The organism is Microbacterium oleivorans, assembly GCF_013389665.1.
Classification (GTDB): domain Bacteria; phylum Actinomycetota; class Actinomycetes; order Actinomycetales; family Microbacteriaceae; genus Microbacterium; species Microbacterium oleivorans_C.
On sequence record NZ_CP058316.1, the window covers coordinates 3,288,623 to 3,311,418 of the forward strand.

The window sequence follows — 22,796 nt, forward strand, 5'->3', positions numbered from 1 at the left end:
CGAACGGTACTGATCGTAAACGATTGCTTTTCTCGATGGGACTCTGCCCCGCAGACTGAGCCCACCCACGGAAGGACCCTCATGACCGCGCCAACCGCTCCCGCCGCCTCACCGGCCGCCGCTCGCGCCGAGATCGGAGTCGGCGACCTCGCCGACGATGCCGTCACGCTCGTGCGTCGGTGGCTCGAAGCAAGCCGTGACGAGAAGGTCGACGCCTCCGCCGAACGCCTCGCCGGCGTGTTGCGCGATCCGCACGGCCTCGATTTCACGGTGGGCTTCGTCGACGGAGTGGTCCGGCCCGAGGACACCCGGGTCGCCGCCCGCAACCTCGCCGCGCTCTCCCCGCTCATCCCGGGATTCCTGCCGCTGCCGCTGAAGGCCGCCATCCGGCTGGGAGCCTTCGCGGCCCCTCTGGCGCCGGGCGTCGTGGTTCCGGCGGCGCGGATGGCGCTGCGTGCGATGGTCCGTCACCTCATCGTAGACGCGACCGACCGCAAGCTCGGTCCGGCGATCGCACGGATCCGGGGTGAGGAGGGCGTCCGCCTCAACGTCAACCTGCTGGGCGAGGCCATCCTCGGAAAGAAGGAGGCGGCGCGCCGCCTCGCCGGCACGCGCAAGCTCCTCTCTCGCGAGGACGTCGACTACGTCTCGATCAAGGTGTCGTCGACCGTGGCGCCGCACACGCCCTGGGCGTTCGATGACGCCGTGGCGGATGCCGTCGACGCGCTGCGCCCCCTGTATCGCGTCGCCGCCGCGGGTCGGAAGTTCCTCAACCTCGACATGGAGGAGTACAAGGACCTCGACCTGACGATCGCCGTCTTCATGCGCGTCCTCGATGAGCCGGAGTTCCGAGACCTGGAGGCGGGGATCGTGCTGCAGGCGTACCTCCCGGACGCCCTCGGAGCCATGATCCGCCTGCAGGAGTGGGCCGCCGCGCGCGTCGCCGGCGGCGGCGCCCCGATCAAGGTGCGCGTCGTGAAGGGCGCGAACCTGCCGATGGAGCGCGTCGACGCGGACATCCACGACTGGCCGCTGGCCACGTGGGAGTCCAAGCAGGCGTCGGACGCGTCGTACAAGGCCGTGCTCGACTACGCGCTGCGACCCGAGCACACCGCGCACGTGCGTATCGGCGTCGCCGGTCACAACCTGTTCGACATCGCCCTGGCCTGGCTGCTCGCCGAGCGGCGGGGCGTGGTCGAGGGCATCGACATCGAGATGCTCCTCGGCATGGCCACAGCTCAGGCCGCCGTCGTGCGCCGTACCGTCGGGTCGATCCTCCTGTACACGCCGGTGGTGCACCCGCGGGAGTTCGACGTCGCGATCGCCTACCTCATCCGCCGGCTCGAAGAGGGGGCGTCGGCCGAGAACTTCATGTCGGCCGTGTTCGACCTCGATGCCGACGAGCAGTTGTTCGCCCGGGAGCGCGATCGGTTCCTCGCGGCGATCGATGCGATGCCGGCAGGCGTTCCCGCGCCGCGCCGTGTGCAGGACCGCACCGTGCAGCCGGCCCCGGCGCCCACGACGGGGTTCGCGAACACACCCGACTCCGACCCGGCCATCTCGGCCAACCGTCGATGGGCGGACGGCATCCTCGAGCGCATGTCCGATTCGGCCCTCGGGTTCGAGACGGCCCGGACGAGCGCGCTCGCAGACGCCGCCGCCGTGGACGCGGCGGTGGACGCCGCCGTCGCCGCGGGCGCGTCCTGGCGTGCACTCACGGCCGACGAGCGCGCCGAGATCCTCCACCGTGCCGGCGACGTGCTGGAACGCCGACGCGCCGACCTCATCGAGGTGATGGGGGCGGAGTGCGGCAAGGTCGTGGAGCAGAGCGACCCCGAGGTCTCCGAGGCCATCGACTTCGCCCACTACTACGCCGAGCAGGGTCGCGGCCTCGCGCACATCGACGGCGCCGAGTTCACCCCCGCTCGCCTGACCGTCGTCACGCCGCCGTGGAACTTCCCGGTGGCCATCCCTGCCGGATCGACGCTCGCCGCGCTCGCCGCCGGCAGCCCCGTCATCATCAAGCCCGCGCTGCAGGCCCGGCGATCGGGTGCCGTCATGGTCGAGGCGCTGTGGGAGGCCGGGGTGCCCCGCGACGTGCTCACCTACGTCCAGCTCGACGAGGCCACGCTCGGAGCGCGACTGGTCGCCCACCCCTCCGTGGAGCGCGTCGTGCTGACGGGCGCCTACGAGACGGCGGAACTGTTCCGCTCGTTCCGTCCCGACCTTCCCCTGATGGCCGAGACCAGCGGCAAGAACGCGGTCATCGTCACGCCGAGCGCCGACCTGGACCTCGCCGCGAAGGACGTCGCGATGTCGGCCTTCGGACACGCGGGTCAGAAGTGCTCGGCGGCATCCCTCGTGGTCCTGGTCGGCTCGGTCGCGACGTCGGAGCGCTTCCGCGGGCAGCTCGTCGACGCGGTCACCTCGCTGGAGGTGGGGCTGCCCTGGCAGGCCGCCAGCCGCGTCGGGCCGCTCATCGAGCCGGCCTCCGGCAAGCTGCTGCGCGCCCTGACGACGCTCGAGGCCGGCCAGTCGTGGATCGTCGAGCCGCAGCAGCTCGACGCCGACGGCGCGCTGTGGCGCCCCGGCATCCGCGACGGCGTGCGTGCGGGCTCGGAGTTCCATCTCACCGAGTACTTCGGGCCGGTGCTCGGCGTCATGACGGCGGCGACCCTGGACGAGGCGATCGATCTCGTCAACGCGATCGACTACGGCCTCACCTCGGGTCTGCACGCCCTCGACGACGGCGAGATCCAGACGTGGCTTCGCCGCATCGAGGCGGGCAACCTGTACGTCAACCGCGGGACGACCGGCGCGATCGTGCAGCGACAGCCGTTCGGCGGCTGGAAGAAGTCGGTCGTGGGGCCGGGAGCGAAGGCCGGCGGTCCGAACTACCTGTCGGGGTTCGGCACGTGGTCGGACGGTGCAGCGGTTCCGGCGCGTCCGTCTCGGCCCGATGGCTTCGCATCCGCCGCGCTCGCGGCGGTGCCGGCCGAGGACCGGGACTGGCTCGCCGCGGCCCTCGCGAGCGACGCCACGGCGTGGAGCGAGGAGTTCGGCGTCGCCCGCGATGTCAGCGCGCTGCAGTCCGAGCAGAACGTCTTCCGCTACGCGCCGGTGCCGGTCACGGTGCGTATCGACGCGGCCGCGGACGTCGCTCTCGTGCGCTCGGTCGCCGCGGGACTCCGAGTGGGAGCCGAGGTCTCGGTCAGCTCCGCCGCCGAGCTCGCGCCCGGCGTGCGGGCGTGGCTCGAAGGCTCCGGCGTCCCGGCGCGCGTCGAGGACGCCTCGACGTGGTCACGTGGCGCGGCATCCCTGGCCCGCTCGGGCGGTCGGGTACGTCTGCTGGGCGGATCGGCCGCCGACTTCGTCGAAGCGACGGCAGGATCCCCCGCGGTGGCGGTGTACGACGCGCCGGTGGTGACGGCCGGTCGCATCGAGACCCTGCCCTTCCTCCGCGAGCAGGCGGTCTCCATCACCGCGCACCGCTTCGGCACACCGCGCCGCCACCCGGTCCCCGCTCCGGTCGGCGGCATCCGATGAGGCGCACCCCCGATTACGCCGTCGGGGACGCCGACTGGGTGAAGGCCCTCGTCCGGGAGAACCCGTGGGCATCGCTGATCTCGTTCGTGCCGGGCCGGGGCCTCGTCGCCTCGCACTACCCGATCATGCTCGAGGAGGACACGGACGCCATCGTCATCGTCAGCCACGTCGGCCGCCCCGATGAGCGGCTGCACGAACTCGGTCGCCATGAACTGCTGGTCGTCATCTCGGGTCCGCAGGGGTACGTCTCACCAGGCTGGTACGAGGTCACGCCCGCCGTTCCGACGTGGAACTTCGCCGTCGCGCACGCCTACGGCACACCCGAGCTGCTGAGCGACGAGGACAACCTGGACGTGCTCGAGAGGATGGTGCGGCATCTCGAGCGCCCGCTCGCCACGCCTTTCCTCATGACGGGCACCCTCGAGAACGAGGAGTACGCGCGCCGCATCGTCGGCGGCACCGTCGGCTTCCGGCTGCGCGTGGACCGCTTCGAGGCCAAGGAGAAGATGAGCCAGGACAAGCCGCCGGCCGTGGTCGACCGGGTGCTCGCGCATCTGCGGTCACCGGGTCCGTACGCGAATCCGGCTCTCGCCGACAGGATGGAGCGGGTGCACCACCCCCGCCGAGGAACGGAGAACGCATGACCGCCTCCGACCTGCTGCTGCGCGGCGCCCGCACCTACGGCGGAGGAGAACCGCTGGACGTACGTCTGTCGGGCGGGCTGGTCGGGTCGGTCGCCCCCGCGGGCGTGCTGGACCCGGAGGGTGCCGAGACGATCGACCTCGACGGCCGCTTCGTCGGTCCCGGCCTGTGGGACGCGCACGTGCACTTCACGCAGTGGGTGATCCAGCAGCGCCGCGTCGACCTCGCCGGCACCCGCAGTGCGTCCGACGCGGTCGCGGTCGTGCGGCAGGCGCTCGTGAACGGCTTCCCGACCACCGACGGCGTGCTGTTCGGATACGGCTACCGCGACGGCCTGTGGAACGAGCCGACGACCCAGGCGGCTCTCGACGTCTTCGCGCAGCCCGTCGTGCTCATCAACGGCGACCTGCACAGCGCATGGATGAACTCCGCGGGGGCCGCGCGCCTCGGTCTGCATCCCGATCCGTCGGGCGTGGTCAGCGAGGGAGAGTGGATCGGCGTCCTGCAGCGGTTCCACACGGAGTCCGTCCTGCCCGTCGCCGACTACCGGACGGCCGCCGAGGCCGCCGCCGCGCGCGGTGTCATCGGGATCGTGGAGTACGAGAACGTGCTCAACATCGACGAGTGGGCCGAGCGCGTCGCAGGGGGCGTCGACAGCCTCCGCGTGGATGCCGCGGTCTGGCCCGACGAGCTCGACACCGCGCTGGGGCGCGGCCTGCGCACCGGCGACCCCGTCGAGCCCTCGGGCCTCGTCACGATGGGGCGACTCAAGGTCGTCGTCGACGGCTCGCTCAACACACGGACCGCGTACTGCTGGGATCCCTACCCGGGCCTCGACGCTCATGCGGCACACAGCTGCGGGGTGAGCAGCATCCCCGTGTCGCAGCTTCGAGACCTGCTCGTCCGTGCCCGCGCCGGTGGCATCCAGGCCGCGGTGCACGCCATCGGCGACCGCGCCAACACGGAGGTCCTCGATACCTTCGAAGAACTCGGGATGCCGGGGATCATCGAGCACGCGCAGCTCGTGCGCTCCGACGACTTCGCCCGCTTCGCCCGGCTCGGGCTCATCGCCAGCGTCCAGCCCGAGCACGCCATGGACGACCGCGACGTCGCGGACCGCTACTGGGCCGGACGCACCGGCCGTGCCTTCGCCTTCGGTTCGCTGCACGCGGCGGGCGTGGCCCTCCGGCTCGGATCGGATGCGCCTGTCGCGCCGCTCGATCCGTGGCACGCGATCGCCTCGGCGGTGGTGCGGAGCAGGGGGGAGCGCGACCCGTGGCACCCCGAGCAGTCGCTGCCGCTCGACGTCGCCCTCGCCGCGAGCACGCGGCATCCGCTCGCCGCCGGCGCACCGGCCGACATCGTCGTCACCGATGCCGACCCGTTCGAGCTCGGGCGCGACGCGCTGCGCGCCATGCCGGTCGCGGCGACGCTGCTCGCGGGCCGATTCACCCACCGGGCGCTCTAGCGGCGCGAAGGAGGGGACGTCCGTCGGGCCGGGCGGGGCGGGCCCGGCCCGGTCGGGTCAGGCCTCGACGGTCAGCGTCGCGGTGAGCGATCGCGAGACACAGGGGTAGACCACGCCCGTCCCCTCGGTTCCCAGGGAGTCCCGGTGCTCGGGCTCGCCGGCATGCACCGTCAGCGCGCACGAACCGCAGACGCCGCGCAGACACGAGCCGGGCGCCTCGATGCCGGCGCCGCGCAGCGCCTGCAGCATCGACCATTCGGCGGGAACCGCGATCTCGACCTGGGACCGCGCGGCGATGACGGTGAAGGCCGTGTTGGGGGCGAAGGTGCGCTGGGCGGGTTCGAACCGCTCCATGTGGAGGCGGGATCCTCGAGGAAGGATGTCGCGCACGTCGGCGAGCGCGTCGGCGAAGCGACGCGGCCCGCAGGCGTAGACGTCGGTGCCCGCCCTGACGGCGCCGAGCACCTCGCGCAGATCCTTTCGTCCCGCGGTGCTGCTGACGTGCACGTGCACGCGCTCGCCGAAAGCCGCGAGTTCGTCGGCGAACGCGACGTCCTCCGCGCGGCGGGCGAGGTACAGCATCCGCCAGTCTGCCCCGATCGACTCGAGGTGTCGGGCCATGGCGAGGAGGGGGGTGATCCCGATGCCCGCGGCCAGCAACAGGTACGCCGGAGAGGAGTCGAGTGGGAACAGGTTGCGCGGAGGACGGACGTACACGCGGCGCCCGACCTGCAGATGTTCGTGGATGTAGTACGACCCGCCCCGGGAGAGCGGCTCCCGCTGGACGGCGATCCGGTACCGGGAGATGTCGCGCGGGTCGCCGCAGAGGGAGTACTGCCGCTCCTGACGGGTGACGAGCTGAACGTCGACGTGTGCGCCGGGCTCCCAGGGGGGAAGCTCGGCGCCGTCGGGGTGGGCGAGTCGGATGCTGAGGATCGACGGCGTCTCACGCCGGATGTCGCTGACGACGAGCGGCATCATGTCGCTGCGGTCGCGCATTCAGTACAGCACCCGGTTGCCCGAGGCGACCGATCGGTCGATCGCCTCACCCACCTCGGCATCGAGTCCGGACATGCTCGCCCAGATCGCCCCCGAGGTCGGCACCTCAGCGGCGAGGTCCTGCATGTCGGCGTCCCAGATTCCGCCGCGCAGCAGCGCCCGGCCGCAGTGCAGGTACACCTCCTCGGTGCGAACCACGATCGCCAGCTCCGGCACCGAATGGTCCTGCTCGAGCATCGCGAGCAGGTCCGGGTCATCGGTGATGAAGGCGCTGCCGTTGATGCGCAGCGTCTCGCTCATGCCCGGGACGAAGCACAACAGGCCCACGTGCGGGTTCTCGAGCATGTTGCGGAACGAGTCGACGAGGCGATTGCCGAGTCGATCGGGGATGACGAGGGTGCGGCGATCGAGTGCGCGGACGAAGCCGGGGTAGTCGCCGCGCGGTGAGCAGTCGCAGGCACCCTCGGCGTCGGAGGTCGACAGGCACAGGAACGGGGAGTGCGCGAGGAACCGCAGGCAGTTGTCGTCGAGATGGTCGAGGATCTTGTCGACGGCCGCCTGGCTCGGCTCGCCCAGTTTGGCGCGGATACCGTCGAGATCGACGCGTGCGAAGTCCGTCGAGAGCATCCTTCGACGATAGGCGAAGCGCGCTCAGGCGCAACGTGCCCCGAACACAGGGTTTCGGGCAGAGATGTGCCGGCGGCACAACCGCCCCGCGGGCCTGATCCGTCGTCGGTCGGATCGCGGGAGTCGTGTCAGCGGCTCGCGCCGAGAAGGCGCACGCGGCACGCCAGTTCGACCGCGAACCGGATGTCGGGATCCTCGAGGTCGAGCTGCAGCACCTCGCGGATGCGCTTGAGGCGGTATCCGACGGCGTTCGGGTGCAGGTTCAGCTCGCGCCCCGCGCTCGCGAGCGAGTTCCGGTGTGCGAGGTAGGCCAGGAGCGTCCGCGCCGAGGTGGCCGCCCGTTCGGGGCCGAGCGCGTCGAGAGGGGTGAGGACGTCGTTGAGCAGGCTCCGACTGATCGGCGAGGCGTAGAAGTCCAGCAGCACGCGCCGCAGTCCCGTGACGTCGGTGAGCTCGACGCCGCCCGGCCTGCCCGCGGCGACCGCGGAGTCGGCGGCGATCCGCGCCTCCGCGGCGGACTGGCGCAGTCCGATCGCGCCGAGCTGCGGCGTGCCGAGACCGAGCGTGTAGGCCCAGCCGGCACCGGCGAGTCGCCGCGCCTGGCGCTGCAGTCGCTCGCCGACCTCGCGCAGGCGGCGCTGATGATCGCCCGCGCCGTGATCCTCCGTGCTGACCAGCAGCATGTCCTCCTGGATGAAGGCGACGTGCCACATCTCCGCCCGGCCCTCCACGAGCTGGAGCGCGAACAGTTCGAGCGCCGGTCCGACCCCGCGCGGCGGCCGGGCGTCGGGGTCGCCGATGGCGGTGGGCTTGAGCCAGCCGACGACGTGCGAGAGCGGTAGCGGGAAGCCCAGCCGTGCTGCCTGTCCGACGAAGGCTTCCACCCGCGAGGACTCGGCCAGCACGAGCTCCACCAGGAGGTCCGCGCGCGACTGGGTCGGCGCGTACCGTTCGCGCATCTGCCGTTGCGATGCGCGCGACAGGAGCGAGGCGACGACCGGGCGCGCGACGTCGGCCGCGGCATCCGGGCGATCGGAGACCAGCCGGCCGATCGGCACCTCGCCGACGCAGACGGCGTCGTTGTCGCTCCAGAGCGCGGTGGGGTCGTCCTCCAGGGTGAGGCGGATCCCGAGCGCCCGTCCGGCTGCCGTGAGGATGTCGTCGACCGAACCGTCGGGGGAGGCTGCCGCGGCGGTGGCCTGCTCGATCGCGTATGCGGCACGCATCATCGCCTCGGAGGCTCCGGCCGACAGGAGCCGGTCGATCGCCACGGTGAGGTCGGAAGGCTTCGCCAGTGGGGCGGCGAGCACCGGGACGCGACCGCGTTCGGCGAGGGCGACCGCGGTCTCGGCCAAGGCGAGATCGGTCGTGAAGACGAGGCCGGCGAGGCCTCGGGCGCTCGCCTGGCGGAGAGCCACATCGAGCCGGTACGGGGCCGGATTCTCGGTCGCGGGGATGATGGCGAGCGTGCCCGCCGCGAGGGCGTCGAGGGTGTCGAGCGTCGCGATGTCGACCGATGCGATGTCTTCGCCGGTGGCGGGACCGGCGGCGAGGTCGAGTCCCAGACGCTCCCGCTCGGCGAGGAGGTCACGGATGGAGAACTGTGCCATGAGCACAAGTGTGCCTGATTCTCTGGCTGCTCGGCACATTGTCGCATCACGGAACCCTGCCTACTGTCGGAGCATGGTCCACGCCTCTCCCGATGCCCCGACACGCGAACGGCTCACATCCGTCAGTGCCGCCGACATCGCCCCGCTCGCCGCCGGCTGCGCCGTCTTCGGAACCGGAGGGGGCGGCGCCGTCTACACCTCGCAGCTCTCGACCGAGCAGGCGCTGGAAGCTGCCGGACCGGTGAGCCTCGTCACGGTCGACGAGCTCGACGCCGACGATGCCGTGATCATGATGTCGGGGATCGGCGCTCCCACGGTCGGCATCGAGATGCTCTCGTCGACGAGTCAGATCGATGCGCTGCTCGCCGGCGCCGAGGCCGCCGCGGGACGTCCGATCACCACGCTCATGGCGGCGGAGATCGGTGGGAGCAACGGCGTCAGCCCCGTCGGCTGGGCCGCGCGCCTCGGGCTGAAGCTCCTGGATGCGGACGGCATGGGCCGCGCGTTCCCCGAGGCGACGATGATCGCGATGAACGTCGCAGGAGTGCCCTGCGACTTCGCGGTCATGGCCGATGTCGTCGGCAACGTCGTCACGATGCGCACCGTCGACCTCGCCTGGCTCGAGCGCCACGCGCGCGCCGTCACCGTCGCCAGCGGCGGACTGTGCCTGGGTGCGCACTATCCGCTCACCGCGGCGACCGCCAAGGGCGCGGTGATCGAGGGCACCGTCAGCGCGGCCATCCGCGTCGGCCGCGCCCTGCTGTCGTCGCCGGACCCCGTTCGTGCGGTCGCCGAGGAGCTCGCCGCCGCCGTCCTGGTCTCGGGCAAGGTCATCGACGTCGCCCGTCGCACCGAGGGCGGCTTCGTGCGCGGCTCGGTCACGATCGCCGGTGTCGGCGCCGACCGAGGACGGCTGCAGCGCATCGAGCTGCAGAACGAGAATCTGATCGTCCTCGAGGACGGTGAAGTCCTCGCCACCGTCCCCGACCTCGTCACGATCGTGGATTCCGAGACCGGGCACGCGATCTCGACCGAGATGCTGCGGTTCGGCCAGCGCGTGTCGGTGCTCGCGTGGGCGTGCGATCCGCTGTGGCGAACCGAACGAGGGCTCGAGCTCGCCGGTCCCGGCGCCTTCGGATACGACCTTCCCTACGTTCCGTTCGAGGGAGCACAGCGATGAACGAACCACGCCCCCTGTCCATCGGGGTCGACGTGGGCGGCACCAACACCGACGCCGTCGTGCTCGACGAGCTCGGTGCCGTGCTCGCCTCGACCAAGCAGCCGACCACCCCGGACGTCACCGGCGGAATCCGAGCGAGCATCGCCGAGGTGCTCGCCCAGATCGGCGAGCGCCGTCACCGCGTCTCGCGCGTCATGCTCGGCACGACCCACGCGACGAACGCCATCGTCAGCCGCCGCGAGCTCGGGCGGGTGGCGATGGTGCGTCTCGGCGCCCCAGCCGCGACCGAGTATCCGCCGCTGAGCGGCTGGCCCGCCGATCTCACCGCCACAGCGCTCGCGGGGACGTCGATGCTGGGCGGCGGCCACATGGTCGACGGCACGCCCATCGCGCCGCTCGATCGCGACGGCATCCTGCGGTTCCTCGACGGACTCGATCGCTTCGACGCGGTGGCCGTCGCGGGCATCTTCAGCCCCTCTTTCCCCGAGCAGGAGCTCGAGGTCGCCGCGCTGATCCGGTCCCACTTCGGTCCCGACGCGCAGGTGTTCCTGAGTCAGGACATCGGCCCCATCGGGCTCCTCGAGCGCGAGAACGCCACCGCGCTGAACGCGGCGCTGTACGGCGTCGCGCGCTCCGTGACGCGCGCGCTGCTGACGGTCGTCGAGGAGGAGGGGCTCGACGCGACCACGTACTTCGCGCAGAACGACGGCACGCTGATGTCGCTCGACTACGCCGCGCAGTATCCCGTCCTCACCATCGGGTCGGGGCCGGCGAACTCGATCCGCGGCGCCGCATACCTCTCGGGGGTCGACGACGCCATCGTCGTCGACGTCGGTGGAACCACCTCCGACCTGGGGGTGCTGGTGAACGGGTTCCCGCGCGAGTCGACGCTGCCGCGCGAGATCGGCGGCGTCCGCACGAACTTCCGGATGCCCGACATCCTCAGTCTCGCCGTCGGCGGCGGCACCGTCGTGGACCCGGCGACCGGTCGGCTCGGCCCGGAATCGGTCGGCTACCGCATCGAGAGCGACGCGCTGCTGTTCGGCGGGTCGATCGCGACGCTCACGGATGCGGCGATCCTCGCCGGCGCATCGCTGGGGGGACGATCGCTGCCGAACCTGACCGGCGGCACCCGGTCCGCTCTGCGCTCCGCGCTGGGCCGAGCCCACGAGCGCCTCGAGGAGGCGGTGGAGCGCCTCTCGCTCGGACGCCTCGATCTGCCGCTCGTCGTCGTCGGCGGGGGAGCGTTCCTCGTCCCCGACGACCTCCCCGGCGCGGGCACCGTCGTCCGCCCGCACCACGGCGACGTCGCCAACGCGGTGGGGGCGGCCATCTCGCTCGCGGGCGGCCGCGCCGACCAGATGAGCGACGTCGAGGACCGTGAGGCGGCGATCGAGGCGGCCTCCACGGCAGCGATCGCGAAGGCCATCCAGGCCGGGGCCGATCCGCTGCAGGTCGCCGTCGTCGACGTCCTCGAAACCCCCGTGTCCTACACGACGCGTCCCACCGTCAAGGTCTCGGTCAAAGCCGCCGGCCCGCTCGCGCACCTCGGTGCCTTCGCCCCCGCCGCGACCTGACAGCTCCACCCCCTTGCACCAGCAACCCGAGGAGTAATCATGCACCGACGCACCACCCTGCCGGCGGTCCTCGCCGGCGGCGCAATTCTCGCCCTCACGCTCGCCGGCTGCGCCGGCGGCGGGCAGGGCGGCGGCGACGAGCCCGTGTCCGGCGGCGTCTTCCGCCACGCCGTCTATCCCGAGGTCGGCAGCATCGAGCCGATGACCGCCAACCAGCCCCAGGAGCTCCAGATCCTGACCTACGCGTACGAGGGGCTCATCTACACCGACGGCGAAGGCGAGGAGTACCCCTGGCTCGCGGAGTCGTGGGAGATCGGCGAGGACGGCAGATCCGTCTCGTTCCAGCTCAAGGACGGCATCACGTTCCACGACGGCACGCCCTTCGACGGCGCCGTCGCCGCCGCGAACATCAACTATCACGCCGACCCGGCTAACGCGACCGTCCTCGCGGACGTGCTGCCGGCCGGGCTCGTTGCGACCGGTGACGGGCTGACGCTGGAAGTCACCGCCGACGCATCCGACCCGTTCCTCGCGAACATCGTCGGCGACATCTTCATGGTGGCGCAGGCGGGTCTCGACGATCCCGCCAGTCTGGAAGCGGCATCGAACGGCACCGGTCTCTACGAGCTCACGGACGTCGCGGCGGACAAGTACACCTTCGTCACGCGCGACGACTACACCTGGGGGCCGGACGGGCTCACCTCCGAGACCGAAGGACTTCCCGACGGCCTCGAGGTGTCGGTCGTGACGGACGAGTCCACGCGCGCCAACCTCCTGCTCTCGGACGGCGTGAACGCGGCGCAGGTCGAGGGGCCGGATGTCGAGCGCATCGAGGCCGCGGGGTACGCGTACGCCGGACGCATCAACCCCATCGGCCAGATGCTCTTCAACGAACGTCCCGACCGGCCCACATCCGACCCGCTCGTGCGCGAGGCGCTCGTCCTCGGCTTCAACCACGAGGAGGCGACCGAGGTCGTCACGGGGGGCCGCCCTTACGAGCTGACGTCGTGGATCACCGATGCCCCGTTCACCTGCTTCAACGATCAGCCCGTCTGGGAGCGGCCCGCATCCGACCCCGAGCGCGCCGCCGAGCTGCTCGACGAGGCCGGTTGGACCGCGGGCGCCGACGGCTCCCGCTCCAAGGACGGCGTGCCCCTGAGCATCAACTTCATCTACGACGCGGCATCGGGCGGGCACGCCTCTGCCGGCGAGCTCGTCGCCGAGGACTGGGACCAGCTCGGCATCACCACGAACCTGATCGCGATGGACGGCGCGGCGTGGTCGGAGTACCTCTACGAGACGTTCGACTACGACACCGGTTGGATCCAGATCGGCGTCGGCAGCCCCGTCACGCAGGACCTGTTCTACGGCGGCGCATTCCCCGAGGACGGCGGCCTGAACTTCATGGGCGTGAACGACCCGGAATACGTCGCCTACGCCGACCAGGCGCGGGCCGCGGCCACGCCCGAGAAGGCGTGCGAGTCCTGGGAGCAGGCGGAGAAGGTCGTCGTCGAGAGCTTCCACACCTTCCTGATGGCCGGCACCGAGGCGCCGACGTTCATGAACGGCGCGACGTTCGAGATCACCGACTACATCCAGCCCGTCACGATCCGCATGACCGAGTGAGGAAGCGGCGATGACCACGACAGACCACCGGCCGGACGCGCCGGCCGCGGAGCGCACCGGGCCGAGGCCTCGGCTCTCACCGCGCAGCGACTTCGCGCTCCGGCGGATCGGTCGGCTCGTCACGAGTCTGGCTGTCGTGGTCCTCGCCGCGTTCTTCCTCGTCCACCTGGTGCCGGGCGACCCGGTGCGCGCAGCGCTCGGGCCGACCGCGCCGGCAGCGCTGGTCGAGCGCACCCGGGAGGCGCTGGGTCTCGATCTGCCGATCCTCCAACAGCTCGGCAACCATCTCGCGGGCCTCCTCCGCGGCGACCTGGGCACCTCAATCCAGACGGGCCTCTCGGTCGGCGACACGATCGCCGCTCGGTTCCCGACCACGCTGACCCTGGCCGCGCTCGGCTTCGCGTTGGCCGTGATCGCTGCGCTGCCGATCGGGATGGGAGCCGCGCTCCTCGCCCGCTCCGGGCGCGGGCGCACCGCGAACAGCGGCGTCGCCGCGGTCCTGGGCATCCTCATCGCCGTCCCCGACTTCGTCCTCTCCGTCGGGCTCATCGCGGTTTTCAGCATGGCGCTCGGCCTGCTGCCGCCGGCGGGGTGGGGCGATCCCGCCGACGCCGTGCTGCCGGTGCTCGCGCTGGCCCTGGGCCCCCTGGCCTACCTCGCCCGGATCGTGCAGGTCGAGATGATCAAGGTGCTCGATTCCACCTACATGGCCACGGCTCGCGCCAAGCGCCTGCCCCAGCGCGTGGTCCTGCTCCGCCACGCCCTGCCGAACATCGTGACCTCGACGTTGACCGTCGGCGGCCTGCTGCTGTCCGGCCTCGTGGCCGGCACCGTGATCATCGAGACCGTCTTCGCGATCCCCGGCGCCGGGAACACCCTCATCTCCGCCGTCGGCACGAAGGACTATCCCATGATCCAGGGCATGGTGCTCGTGTACGCGGGACTCGTCCTCGCCGTCAACCTCGTCGTCGACCTCATCCTCATCACCATCGATCCGCGTACCACGATCGCAGAAGGGTGAGAACCCGATCATGACGAACACCGTTCCCGGAAGAATCGACGCGAGCGCCCTCGCCGCACCGCCACGACGCCGACGCCGTTCGCGATGGGCGAGCACGACGGGCGTCGTCGCGATCGTCGGCGTCGCGGCTCTGCTGGTCATCGCGATCATCGGCCCGGACGTATGGTCGGAGGCGGCCACCGCGCGCAACATCGCGGATCGGTGGGCGACCGCGGGGCCCGAGCACCTCTTCGGCACCGACGACATCGGGCGGGACATCTTCGCCCGCGTCATGGTCGCCGCCCGTCTGTCGCTGCTGCTGACCGCGGGGGCCACGGCGATCCTCATCGGCGGCGGGCTGGTCATCGGTCTCACCGCCGCCATCCTCCCGCGCCACCCGCGCCGCGCACTGATCTGGGTGATGGACATCCTGCTGGCCTTTCCTTGGCTGCTGCTCGTCCTCTTCTTCTCCGTCATCTGGAACGTCTCCGCCGTCGGCGCCATGCTCGCGATCGGACTGGCGGGCATCCCGAGCATCACCCGGCTGGTGTACAACATGGCCTCATCGGTGACCGACCAGGACTACGTGCGTGCCGCACGCGTGATCGGCGTCGGTCCCGTCGGCATCATGGTCAAGCACGTCCTGCCCAACATCGCCAACCCGCTGCTGGTGCAGTCGGCGGCCGCCGCGAGCACGACGCTCCTCTCGTTCGCGGGGCTGTCGTTCCTCGGTCTCGGTGTGCAGCCACCCGAGTACGACTGGGGTCGTCTGCTCGACGAGGGGCTCGCTCACCTCTACACCAACCCGATGGCCGCCATCGGCCCCGGCCTCGCGGTCGTCTTCGCGGCACTGGTGTTCACGATGATCGCCGAGACGATCGGCGAGCAGCCGGGCCAGGGCCTCCGCGCGCTGGCGGAGGCGACCCGTGCCGCGGCCCTCGGTCGTCGTCCGGCGGCGGCGGTCCCGCCCGTCCACGAGCCCGCCGGCAACCTGGCGGAGGTCCGGAACCTGCACATCTCGTTCCCGGACGGCGACGGCGGTGTCGTCGAACGCGTGCACGGTGTGAGCCTGAGCGTCCGCCCGGGCGAGATCGTCGGCATCGTGGGAGAGTCCGGGTCCGGCAAATCGCTCACGGCGATGGCGCTCGCGGGCCTTCTCGAGCGGCCGGCCATGATCGACTCCGACGTGCGCCGCTTCGACGGCATCGATCTGGACGGCAAGCTCGGCCCCGCCGAGCGGCGGCGGCTGGGCGTCGAGATCGGTGTTGTCTTCCAAGACCCGCTGACGTCGCTGAACCCCGCCCTGACGATCGGACGTCAGCTCACCGAGGTTCCACGCCACCATCTCGGCATGAGCCGCGCGGCGGCGCGGCGGCGTGCTGTCGATGGTCTCGACGCCGTCGGCATCCCCGACGCGGACGGCCGCCTGCACGACTATCCGCACCAGTTCTCCGGGGGCATGCGACAGCGCGCGATGATCGGCATGGCGCTCACCGGATCGCCACGGCTGATCATCGCCGACGAGCCGACGACAGCGCTCGATGTGACGGTGCAGCGTCAGGTGCTCGCCGTTCTGCGCTCGGCGCAGCGGGCCACGGGAGCCGGCATCGTGTTCATCTCGCACGACATCGCGCTCGTGTCGGGATTCTGCGACCGCATCGTCGTCATGAAGGACGGGACGATCGTCGAGGAACTGCCCGCAGCACGGATCCGCGACCATGCGCAGGACCCCTACACGAAGGGTCTCATCGCATGCCTGCCGGACATGAGGACGGATCGCACGCAGCCCCTGCCCGTGATCGGCGAGCGATATCCGCACGACGGCGACGGCGACGGCGACCGGTCAGAGCCGGAAGAGACGGCCCGGTCCGGGTGGACGCACGTGGAGGTCGGCCGATGAGCGCGCTGCGGATCGAGGACCTGGTCGTGAGGTACGGACACCGTGAAGTGGTCTCGGGGGTCTCGTTCGAGGTGCCCGCCGGACGCACGCTCGGACTCGTCGGGGAGTCGGGCTCGGGAAAGTCGACCGTGGCGAACGCAGCCGTCGGTCTGGCTCCGGTGCACTCCGGCGAGATCCGCGTGCACGGCACGAGCGTCCTCGGGCGCGGTGCGGCGTCGCGCCAGGCTCGGCGACGCCTGCAGCTCGTCTTCCAGGATCCGTTCTCGGCGCTCGACCCGCGGATGCCGGTGGGCGACTCCATCGCCGAGGGGCTCATCGCCAGCCCCCGGTCGTTCACCCGCGCCGAGCGCCGGGATCGCGTGGCGGAGCTGCTGCGTCAGGTCGAGCTCGACCCCGCGCGGGCCGGCGAGCTTCCCCGTGCCTTCTCGGGCGGTCAGCGCCAGCGGATCACGATCGCCCGTGCGCTCGCGAGCGACCCCGGCATCCTCATCGCCGACGAGGTGACCTCGGCGCTGGACGTATCGGTGCAGGGTTCGATCCTGAACCTGTTGCGCGATCTGCAGCAGCGGCTCGAGCTGTCGATCCTCTTCATCTCGCACAACCTCGCGGTCGTCCGGTACATCAGCGACGAGATCTGCGTCATGCGCGGCGGGCGTGTCGTCGAGGCGGGCCCCACCGAGTCGCTCCTGGCGAACCCGACCGCCGCCTACACGCGCGAGCTGCTCGAGGCCGTGCCGGTCCTGGGGCGACGCATGGAGTTCGGCGAATGAGCGTCCTGTGATCACCGCTCCGGCGGCACTGCTGCCGTCCCTCGTCTCACTGCGACGAGTGCTCCACGCCGAGGCCGAGGTGGGCCTGGACCTGCCGCGCACGCAGCGGCTCATCGTCGAAGCGCTGGCCGGGCTCGATCTCGAGATCACGACGGGCGCAACCCTGACCTCGGTCACGGCGGTGCTCCGCGGCGGTCGACCGGGCCCCGTCGTGCTGCTGCGTGCCGACATGGACGCCCTCCCGGTCATCGAGAGCACCGGGCTGCCGTTCGCCGCGGCCGACGCGATGCACGCCTGCGGGCACGACCTGCACATGGCGGGTCTGGTCGGCGCCGCGCGCCTGCTCGCGGCGCGGCGCGCCGAGCTGCCGGGAACCGTCGTCTTCATGTTCCAGCCCGGCGAGGAGGGATACGCGGGCGGTCGCATCATGCTCGACGAGGGGGTGCTGGATGCCGCGGGCGAGCGGCCCGTCGCGGCGTACGCCGTGCACGTCGACTGCACGACGGAGGGCGGGACCGCGGTCACCCGGCCGGGGCCCATCATGGCGAGCGCGAGCGGGCTCCGCGTGACGGTGCGGGGGAGCGGCGGCCACGCGGCCTGGCCCGCGCACGCGATCGACCCGATGCCCGTCGCGGCCGAGATCGTGCTCGCCGTGCAGTCCTTCGTCGCGCGTCGGGTGCCCGTGAGCGATCCCGCGATCGTGTCGGTCACACGGATCGCCTCCGACTCGGCGGCCCCCAACGTGCTCTCGGCGACCGTCGAGCTCGAGGCCAACGTGCGCACGCTCTCACCGCAGACGCTGCAGCTGATCCGCACCGAGCTCCCGCGCCTCGTGACGGCGATCGGCGAGGCGCACGGCTGCCGAGTCGATGTTCGGTTCGTGGACTCGTACCCCGTCACGGTGAACGATCCCGCCGAGACCGCGGTCGTGCTCGGCATTCTGGACGAGATCTACGGCGCCGACAACGTGGTGCGGTTGCCGCAGCCCTCGATGGCCTCGGAGGACTTCGCCTACGTCCTCGAAGAGGTGCCCGGCACGCTCGTCTTCCTCGGCGTGCGCCCCGTCGCGACCCCCGCCGACGCGGCGGCGGGCATGCACTCCGCCGGTGCGGTGTTCGACGACGGCCGCCTCGACACGCACGCCGTCGTCCTCGCCGAGCTCGCGTGGCGGCGTCTGATCCGGTGAAGCGGAGGCCGCCCGCAGCGACCGTGGCCGCTCGCTGACGCCGTCGTCGCCGCCCCGCTGTGGATAACCGCGGCGCGGCGCGCGGGGAGGCATCCAGGATGCTGCGTGTGAGCACGTCCTCCCCGTCCCCGTCCCCGTCCTCGTCCCGGGCGCCGCGGCCGCCGTCCTCGGCACCCGTGCCCGAGCCGTCGTCGCCCCAGACCGGGTCCGTCCGCGACGGGATCGTGGCGCGATCGCGGGACCGTCTGCGTGCCGAGGGCGTCGACCCGGGCGCCGATCCGGCGGCCGCCGAGCGGATCGCCGCCGCCGAGGTCCGTCGTCACAACGACTTCGCGTTCGCGCGCGGGCTCGTTCCGGTCGATGACGAACCCGCGATGGTACGGGAGGTGATGGCATCGCTGTCGGGGTACGGTCCGCTGCAGGCGCTCCTGGACGACCCGAGCGTCGAGGAGCTCTGGATCAACGCTCCCGACCGCATCTTCGTCGCGCGTGGTGGTCGCAGCGAGCGCGTCGCTCTGAGCCTCACCGCGGGGCAGGTGCGGGACCTCGTCGAGCGGATGCTGCACGCGAGCGGTCGTCGCGTCGACCTGAGCCAGCCGTTCGCGGATGCATCGCTGCCGGACGGGTCGCGACTCCACGTCGCGATCCCCGACATCACGCGGCACTGGTCGGTGAACGTGCGGAAGTTCCTCCGCACCTATCGCACGCTGGACGACCTGGTCTCGATCGGTTCGGTCAGTGCCGAGGCGGCCTCGATGCTGCGCACCGCGATCGCGCACGGCCGTACCGTGGTGGTCTCCGGGGCGACGCACGCGGGCAAGACCACGCTGCTGGGCGCCCTCGTGGCGGCGAGCCCACCCGAACAGCGCGTCGTCACCGTCGAGGAGACCTTCGAGCTGGCCGTCGAGCTGCCCGACGTCGTCGCCCTTCAGGCGCGGCAGGCGAGCCTCGAGGGGACGGGCGAGGTCACGCTGCGGCGGCTCGTGAAGGAGGCTCTGCGCATGCGACCCGACCGGCTGGTCATCGGCGAGGTGCGCGATGCGGAGGCTCTCGACCTGCTCCTCGCGCTGAACACCGGCGTGCCCGGCGCCGCGACCGTCCATGCCAACTCGGCTGCCGACGCGCTGCGCAAGCTCGCGGCGCTGCCGCTGCTTGCGGGGCGCAACATCGACGTCGGCTTCGTGCAGGACGCCCTCGCCGCGGCCGTCGACCTCGTCGTGCACTGCGAGCGGATGGCCGACGGCACACGCAGGGTCGCCGAGATCCTGTCGCCGACGGGTGCGGTCCTCGATGGAGCGATCGTGACGCGGCCGCTGTACCGGGGCCGGGGATGACGCTCGTCTGGGGTGCGGTGCTCGCCGCGGGCCTCCTGCTGGTCGCGGCGCCATGGCTCTGGCCAGCAGGGGCCCGCCGTGTGCACCCCGACCCGCGTGCGCCGAGGGGATGGCCGACGCGTGCCCTCCAGGCCGCCGGCTTCGCGCACGCCCCGGCCGGGCGGCTGTTCGTCATCAGCGCGGGCGCGGCGGCGCTCGCGGCATCCCTCACCTGGCTGCTCACCTCGCTGCCGGCCGTGGGCCTCGTCGCGGCGGTCGCCGGCGCCGCCGCCCCCACCGCCTGGCTCCGGTCCCGGGCGCGGCGACTGCGCCGTGCCCGGCGCGCACTGTGGCCCGACGTCTGCGATCTGCTCGTCGCGTCGGTACGGGCGGGGATGCCGCTGCCCGACGCCGTAGCCTCCCTCGCCGAGAGCGGCCCACCGCCGTTGCGCGGGGCGTTCGCCGCCTTCGCTCGCGACATCGCGGCGTCGGGGCACTTCGACTCGAGCGCGGTGCGCCTGCAGGCGGCGCTGTCGGACCCGGTCGCGGATCGCATCATCGAATCGCTCCGGATGGCCCGCCAGGTGGGCGGCACCGAGCTCGTCCCGGTCCTGAACGCGCTGTCGAGCTCCGTCCGCGCCGACGCGGCGCTGCGCGCGGAGGTCGAGGCGCGGCAGTCATGGATCCGAGGCGCGGCGGTCCTCGGTCTCGTCGCGCCCTGGGTCATCCTGACGCTTCTCGCGTTGCGACCCGAGGCCGCCCGGGCGTACGCGAGCGCCGAGGGCGGGGTGCTCATCCTCGTCGGGGCAGGGGTGTCGGTCGTCGCGCACCGCATCCTGCTGCGGATCGGCAGGCTGCCCGAGCCGCGGCGGTGGGCGCGATGATCGATCTCACGGATGCCGCCACCGCGGTCCTCCTCGGCGGGTCGCTGGCGACCGGTCTGCTGCTTGCAGCCACCCGGGTGCCGCGATGGTCGGCCCCGACGCTGAGCCGGCGGATCGCACCGTACCTCCGTGACATCGCCGACCCGCGCGGTCTCACGCCGCTGCACCCGGTCGCCCCCGGAGCACGAGCGTGGCGCCGGCGGCGTGACGAGGTGATCGGGCGGCTGGGTGACCCCGACGCGACGCGGCGCGACCTCGAACGGGCCGGCTGGTCGGTGTCGGTCGTTGGCTTCCGTGCGCGTCAGTTGGCGGCTGGGCTGGTGGGACTGCTGTCGGGTGGACTCGGTGCGGTCGCCGTGGTGCTCCTCGGTCGACCGGCTCCGGCGACCGCGGTGCTGCCGGTGGTGAGCGCCCTGTGCGCGCCGATGATCGTCCGGCTCGTCCTGGCCTCGGCGGTGCGGCGCCGTTCGCGACGCATGCGCGAGGATGTGCCACTCGTGCTGGAGTTCCTCGCGCTGTGCCTCGCCGCAGGCGAGTCGCTGACGGACGCGCTCCGGCGGGTCGGCGACATGGGCGCGGGCGACCTCACCGACCACGTGCGGACGGCCGTGCTCGCCGTGCGCACCGGGTCCTCCCTCGCGCAGGCGCTCACCGAGATGGCGCGCACCGTCGATGTGCCGAGCGTCACGCGCGCCGTGGATCATCTGATCGCCGCGATCGACCGCGGGGCACCGCTGGCGCACGTGCTCCAGTCGCAGGCGACAGATGCGCGGGACGACGCCAGGCGCGGCCTGATCGAGCAGGCGGGTCGGAAGGAGATCCTCATGCTGCTGCCGCTGGTGTTCCTGGTGCTGCCGCTGTCGGTGCTGTTCGCTGTTTTCCCGGGCATCGTGATGCTGCGCCTGGGCCTATGAGAGGAGAAGAAGATGGATGAGACGAACGCGACCCGGCGGTCGGCGGGGCGCACGCTCCGCGACGACGAGCGCGGCGACGTTCCCGGCTGGGTGCTCGTCACCCTGATGACCGCGGGGCTCGTCGTGGTCATCTGGGCGGTCGCCGGCCCGGCGCTGTCGGGACTGTTCGAGCAGGCGATCGCGCGCGTGTCGGGGCTCTGACGTGCGGCTCGGCGCGGACGAGCGGGGATCGGGTCCCGCGGAGTTCGTGATGGTGGGCGCGCTGCTCACGGTGCTGACGCTCGGTGTGATCCAGCTGGGTCTCGCCGTCTACGTGCGCGGACTCGCTCACGACGCTGCGCTCGAAGGCGCCTACCACGCGGCGCTCGCCGATGTCACCGACGACGAGGGCGCGGCGCGGGCGCGGGACATCATCGCGCGCACCGTCGGTTCCGAGCTCGTTCAGGCCGCCGGATCACGTCGGAGCTCGGACCGCGGCTATCCCGCGGTCGAGGTGTCGGTGCGGATCACCGTGCCGCTCGTCGGCCTCTGGGGCGTACCCGGGGCATGGGAGGTGACCGCTCATGCGCCGCTCGACGCGCTCGATGCGGCGGGATGAATCGCCGGCTGCGGACGCGGGCTCGGCCTCCCTCGAGTTCGTGGTCGCGGGGATGGTGCTCCTCGTCCCCGTCGTCTACCTCGTGGTGGCTCTCGGCGTCGTCCAGGCCCACGCCCTCGGTGTGCAGGCGACCGCTCGCCACGTCGCTCGCGCGGTGGCGGTGTCGCCGGGGCCCGCAACCGCCGGGGAGCGGGCGGAGGTCATCACCGAGGCCGTCGCTGCCGAGTACAGCATGGATCCGGTGGACGTCGCGCTCGAGATCGTCTGTCCCGGGACGGGAGCATGTCCACGCGCGGGCGATGTCATCATCGTGACCGCCGACGTCGAGGTCGCCCTCCCGTTCGTCCCGCCGGTCCTCGGCCTCGACCGGGTCGCGCGCGTGCCGGTCGCGGCGACCGCGGTGCAGCGCATGTCGCGTGTGTGGGGCACGTCGTGACCATCCGTCCTCGTCACGCCCTGCGCCGGATGATCTCCCGAGGCGACGACGAGGGCAGCATCCTTCCTCTCGCCCTCGGCTACGCCGCGCTCGCGCTGATCCTGGTGCTCGTCACGGTCGACGCCATGAGCCTGTACCTCGCGCACCGACGTGCCGATACCGTGGCGGATGCCGCTGCGCTCGCCGCCTCGGACGGTTTCGAGGTCGTCGTGTCCGACGGCGCGGCATCCGCTCGCCTCGACGAAGCGGCGGCGACCGGGCTCGCCCGACAGGTGGTCGACGCTGTCTCGGGCGCCGAGCTGATGGCGACCGAGACGTCCGACGGCGTCTCGGCGCGCGTCACGGTCGCCGTGACCTGGCATCCGCCGGTGTCATCGCCGTTCGTGCCCGACGGGGTGCGCATCGTGGCGACGGCGACGAGCCGCACCGTGCTGCGCTGAGCGGCCGAGGACGACGCCGGGGGAATCCGGACGACCGCTCGGTGCCCGCGACATCGTCGCGCGCGTCCCGGGGGGCGTCG

20 protein-coding genes are annotated in these 22,796 nt (G+C 72.0%); 17 read left to right on the forward strand and 3 right to left on the reverse strand.

Annotation, left to right across the window (positions count from 1 at the left end; all coding sequences use genetic code 11):
• The first annotated feature begins 81 nt into the window (after window positions 1–81).
• The 3 genes from HW566_RS15640 to HW566_RS15650 are packed head-to-tail and all read left to right on the forward strand — an operon-like array spanning window position 82 to window position 5,656.
• Entirely contained in the window at window positions 82–3,546 is a 3,465-nt protein-coding gene (locus HW566_RS15640; RefSeq protein ID WP_178014437.1) for a bifunctional proline dehydrogenase/L-glutamate gamma-semialdehyde dehydrogenase, read from the forward strand.
• The gene (locus tag HW566_RS15645) at window positions 3,543–4,190 is read left to right on the forward strand and encodes an FMN-binding negative transcriptional regulator (RefSeq protein ID WP_178014439.1); all 648 of its coding nucleotides are present in this window, start codon (window positions 3,543–3,545) and stop codon (window positions 4,188–4,190) included. Before HW566_RS15640 ends, HW566_RS15645 begins: the two co-directional genes overlap by 4 nt.
• Window positions 4,187–5,656 (forward strand): amidohydrolase, encoded by a 1,470-nt coding sequence (locus HW566_RS15650; protein ID WP_178014440.1) that lies wholly within the window; start codon window positions 4,187–4,189, stop codon window positions 5,654–5,656. Before HW566_RS15645 ends, HW566_RS15650 begins: the two co-directional genes overlap by 4 nt.
• Before the next feature lie 57 nt (window positions 5,657–5,713).
• On the opposite strand, the gene HW566_RS15655 is transcribed toward HW566_RS15650, so the two are convergent.
• From HW566_RS15655 to HW566_RS15665, 3 genes are all read right to left on the reverse strand, one after another.
• The gene (locus tag HW566_RS15655) at window positions 5,714–6,655 is read right to left on the reverse strand and encodes a PDR/VanB family oxidoreductase (RefSeq protein ID WP_218621635.1); all 942 of its coding nucleotides are present in this window, start codon (window positions 6,653–6,655) and stop codon (window positions 5,714–5,716) included.
• Entirely contained in the window at window positions 6,656–7,282 is a 627-nt protein-coding gene (locus HW566_RS15660) for an MSMEG_1061 family FMN-dependent PPOX-type flavoprotein (protein WP_178014442.1), read from the reverse strand.
• A gap of 128 nt (window positions 7,283–7,410) precedes the next feature.
• Window positions 7,411–8,892: a PucR family transcriptional regulator gene (locus HW566_RS15665; RefSeq protein WP_178014444.1), complete on the reverse strand. Its 1,482-nt coding sequence runs from the start codon at window positions 8,890–8,892 to the stop codon at window positions 7,411–7,413.
• A gap of 73 nt (window positions 8,893–8,965) precedes the next feature.
• On the opposite strand from HW566_RS15665, the gene HW566_RS15670 reads away from it, so the two are divergent.
• The 14 genes from HW566_RS15670 (at window position 8,966) to HW566_RS15735 (ending at window position 22,716) form a co-directional block, all read left to right on the forward strand.
• The gene (locus tag HW566_RS15670; protein ID WP_178014446.1) at window positions 8,966–10,072 is read left to right on the forward strand and encodes a DUF917 domain-containing protein; all 1,107 of its coding nucleotides are present in this window, start codon (window positions 8,966–8,968) and stop codon (window positions 10,070–10,072) included.
• On the forward strand, window positions 10,069–11,649 hold the full coding sequence (locus HW566_RS15675; protein WP_178014448.1) for a hydantoinase/oxoprolinase N-terminal domain-containing protein: 1,581 nt from the start codon (window positions 10,069–10,071) through the stop codon (window positions 11,647–11,649). Before HW566_RS15670 ends, HW566_RS15675 begins: the two co-directional genes overlap by 4 nt.
• Window positions 11,650–11,688: 39 nt before the next feature.
• Window positions 11,689–13,275, forward strand: coding sequence for an ABC transporter substrate-binding protein (locus HW566_RS15680; protein WP_178014450.1), 1,587 nt, complete (start codon window positions 11,689–11,691; stop codon window positions 13,273–13,275).
• Between the two features lie 10 nt (window positions 13,276–13,285).
• Entirely contained in the window at window positions 13,286–14,296 is a 1,011-nt protein-coding gene (locus HW566_RS15685) for an ABC transporter permease (RefSeq protein WP_178014453.1), read from the forward strand.
• A 10-nt stretch (window positions 14,297–14,306) separates the two neighbouring features.
• Entirely contained in the window at window positions 14,307–16,175 is a 1,869-nt protein-coding gene (locus HW566_RS15690) for a dipeptide/oligopeptide/nickel ABC transporter permease/ATP-binding protein (protein ID WP_178014455.1), read from the forward strand.
• The gene (locus tag HW566_RS15695) at window positions 16,172–16,945 is read left to right on the forward strand and encodes an ABC transporter ATP-binding protein (protein ID WP_178014457.1); all 774 of its coding nucleotides are present in this window, start codon (window positions 16,172–16,174) and stop codon (window positions 16,943–16,945) included. Before HW566_RS15690 ends, HW566_RS15695 begins: the two co-directional genes overlap by 4 nt.
• A 7-nt stretch (window positions 16,946–16,952) precedes the next feature.
• Window positions 16,953–18,131: a M20 metallopeptidase family protein gene (locus HW566_RS15700; protein WP_218621636.1), complete on the forward strand. Its 1,179-nt coding sequence runs from the start codon at window positions 16,953–16,955 to the stop codon at window positions 18,129–18,131.
• Window positions 18,132–18,238: 107 nt separating this feature from the next.
• Window positions 18,239–19,465 carry a CpaF family protein gene (locus HW566_RS15705; RefSeq protein WP_372955783.1) on the forward strand — a complete coding sequence of 409 codons (1,227 nt, stop codon included), beginning with the start codon at window positions 18,239–18,241 and terminating at the stop codon, window positions 19,463–19,465.
• On the forward strand, window positions 19,462–20,328 hold the full coding sequence (locus tag HW566_RS15710; RefSeq protein WP_178014461.1) for a type II secretion system F family protein: 867 nt from the start codon (window positions 19,462–19,464) through the stop codon (window positions 20,326–20,328). The genes HW566_RS15705 and HW566_RS15710 overlap by 4 nt, the downstream gene beginning before the upstream one ends.
• Window positions 20,325–21,242, forward strand: coding sequence for a type II secretion system F family protein (locus tag HW566_RS15715; RefSeq protein ID WP_178014463.1), 918 nt, complete (start codon window positions 20,325–20,327; stop codon window positions 21,240–21,242). Before HW566_RS15710 ends, HW566_RS15715 begins: the two co-directional genes overlap by 4 nt.
• Before the next feature lie 12 nt (window positions 21,243–21,254).
• On the forward strand, window positions 21,255–21,443 hold the full coding sequence (locus HW566_RS15720; RefSeq protein WP_178014465.1) for a hypothetical protein: 189 nt from the start codon (window positions 21,255–21,257) through the stop codon (window positions 21,441–21,443).
• 1 nt (window position 21,444) lies between these two features.
• Complete coding sequence (locus HW566_RS15725; RefSeq protein WP_256728770.1) at window positions 21,445–21,840, forward strand: TadE/TadG family type IV pilus assembly protein; 396 nt, start codon at window positions 21,445–21,447, stop codon at window positions 21,838–21,840.
• Entirely contained in the window at window positions 21,806–22,276 is a 471-nt protein-coding gene (locus HW566_RS15730; RefSeq protein WP_256728772.1) for a TadE family protein, read from the forward strand. Before HW566_RS15725 ends, HW566_RS15730 begins: the two co-directional genes overlap by 35 nt.
• 32 nt (window positions 22,277–22,308) lie before the next feature.
• A complete protein-coding gene (locus HW566_RS15735; RefSeq protein WP_372955805.1) occupies window positions 22,309–22,716 on the forward strand; it encodes a pilus assembly protein TadG-related protein in 408 nt (135 codons plus the stop codon).
• The last annotated feature ends 80 nt before the right edge of the window (window positions 22,717–22,796 follow it).

Excerpts from the sequence above, each read along its gene's own strand:
- HW566_RS15730 (WP_256728772.1), top strand. The coding sequence starts at position 21,806 with ATGCGCCGCTCGACGCGCTCGATGCGGCGGGATGAATCGCCGGCTGCG.
- HW566_RS15685 (WP_178014453.1), top strand. The coding sequence starts at position 13,286 with ATGACCACGACAGACCACCGGCCGGACGCGCCGGCCGCGGAGCGCACC.
- HW566_RS15720 (WP_178014465.1), top strand. The coding sequence starts at position 21,255 with ATGGATGAGACGAACGCGACCCGGCGGTCGGCGGGGCGCACGCTCCGC.
- HW566_RS15645 (WP_178014439.1), top strand. The coding sequence starts at position 3,543 with ATGAGGCGCACCCCCGATTACGCCGTCGGGGACGCCGACTGGGTGAAG.
- HW566_RS15710 (WP_178014461.1), top strand. The coding sequence starts at position 19,462 with ATGACGCTCGTCTGGGGTGCGGTGCTCGCCGCGGGCCTCCTGCTGGTC.
- HW566_RS15675 (WP_178014448.1), top strand. The coding sequence starts at position 10,069 with ATGAACGAACCACGCCCCCTGTCCATCGGGGTCGACGTGGGCGGCACC.
- HW566_RS15640 (WP_178014437.1), top strand. The coding sequence starts at position 82 with ATGACCGCGCCAACCGCTCCCGCCGCCTCACCGGCCGCCGCTCGCGCC.
- HW566_RS15650 (WP_178014440.1), top strand. The coding sequence starts at position 4,187 with ATGACCGCCTCCGACCTGCTGCTGCGCGGCGCCCGCACCTACGGCGGA.
- HW566_RS15665 (WP_178014444.1), bottom strand. The coding sequence starts at position 8,892 with ATGGCACAGTTCTCCATCCGTGACCTCCTCGCCGAGCGGGAGCGTCTG.
- HW566_RS15660 (WP_178014442.1), bottom strand. The coding sequence starts at position 7,282 with ATGCTCTCGACGGACTTCGCACGCGTCGATCTCGACGGTATCCGCGCC.
- HW566_RS15695 (WP_178014457.1), top strand. The coding sequence starts at position 16,172 with ATGAGCGCGCTGCGGATCGAGGACCTGGTCGTGAGGTACGGACACCGT.
- HW566_RS15715 (WP_178014463.1), top strand. The coding sequence starts at position 20,325 with ATGATCGATCTCACGGATGCCGCCACCGCGGTCCTCCTCGGCGGGTCG.
- HW566_RS15680 (WP_178014450.1), top strand. The coding sequence starts at position 11,689 with ATGCACCGACGCACCACCCTGCCGGCGGTCCTCGCCGGCGGCGCAATT.
- HW566_RS15670 (WP_178014446.1), top strand. The coding sequence starts at position 8,966 with ATGGTCCACGCCTCTCCCGATGCCCCGACACGCGAACGGCTCACATCC.
- HW566_RS15655 (WP_218621635.1), bottom strand. The coding sequence starts at position 6,655 with ATGCGCGACCGCAGCGACATGATGCCGCTCGTCGTCAGCGACATCCGG.
- HW566_RS15690 (WP_178014455.1), top strand. The coding sequence starts at position 14,307 with ATGACGAACACCGTTCCCGGAAGAATCGACGCGAGCGCCCTCGCCGCA.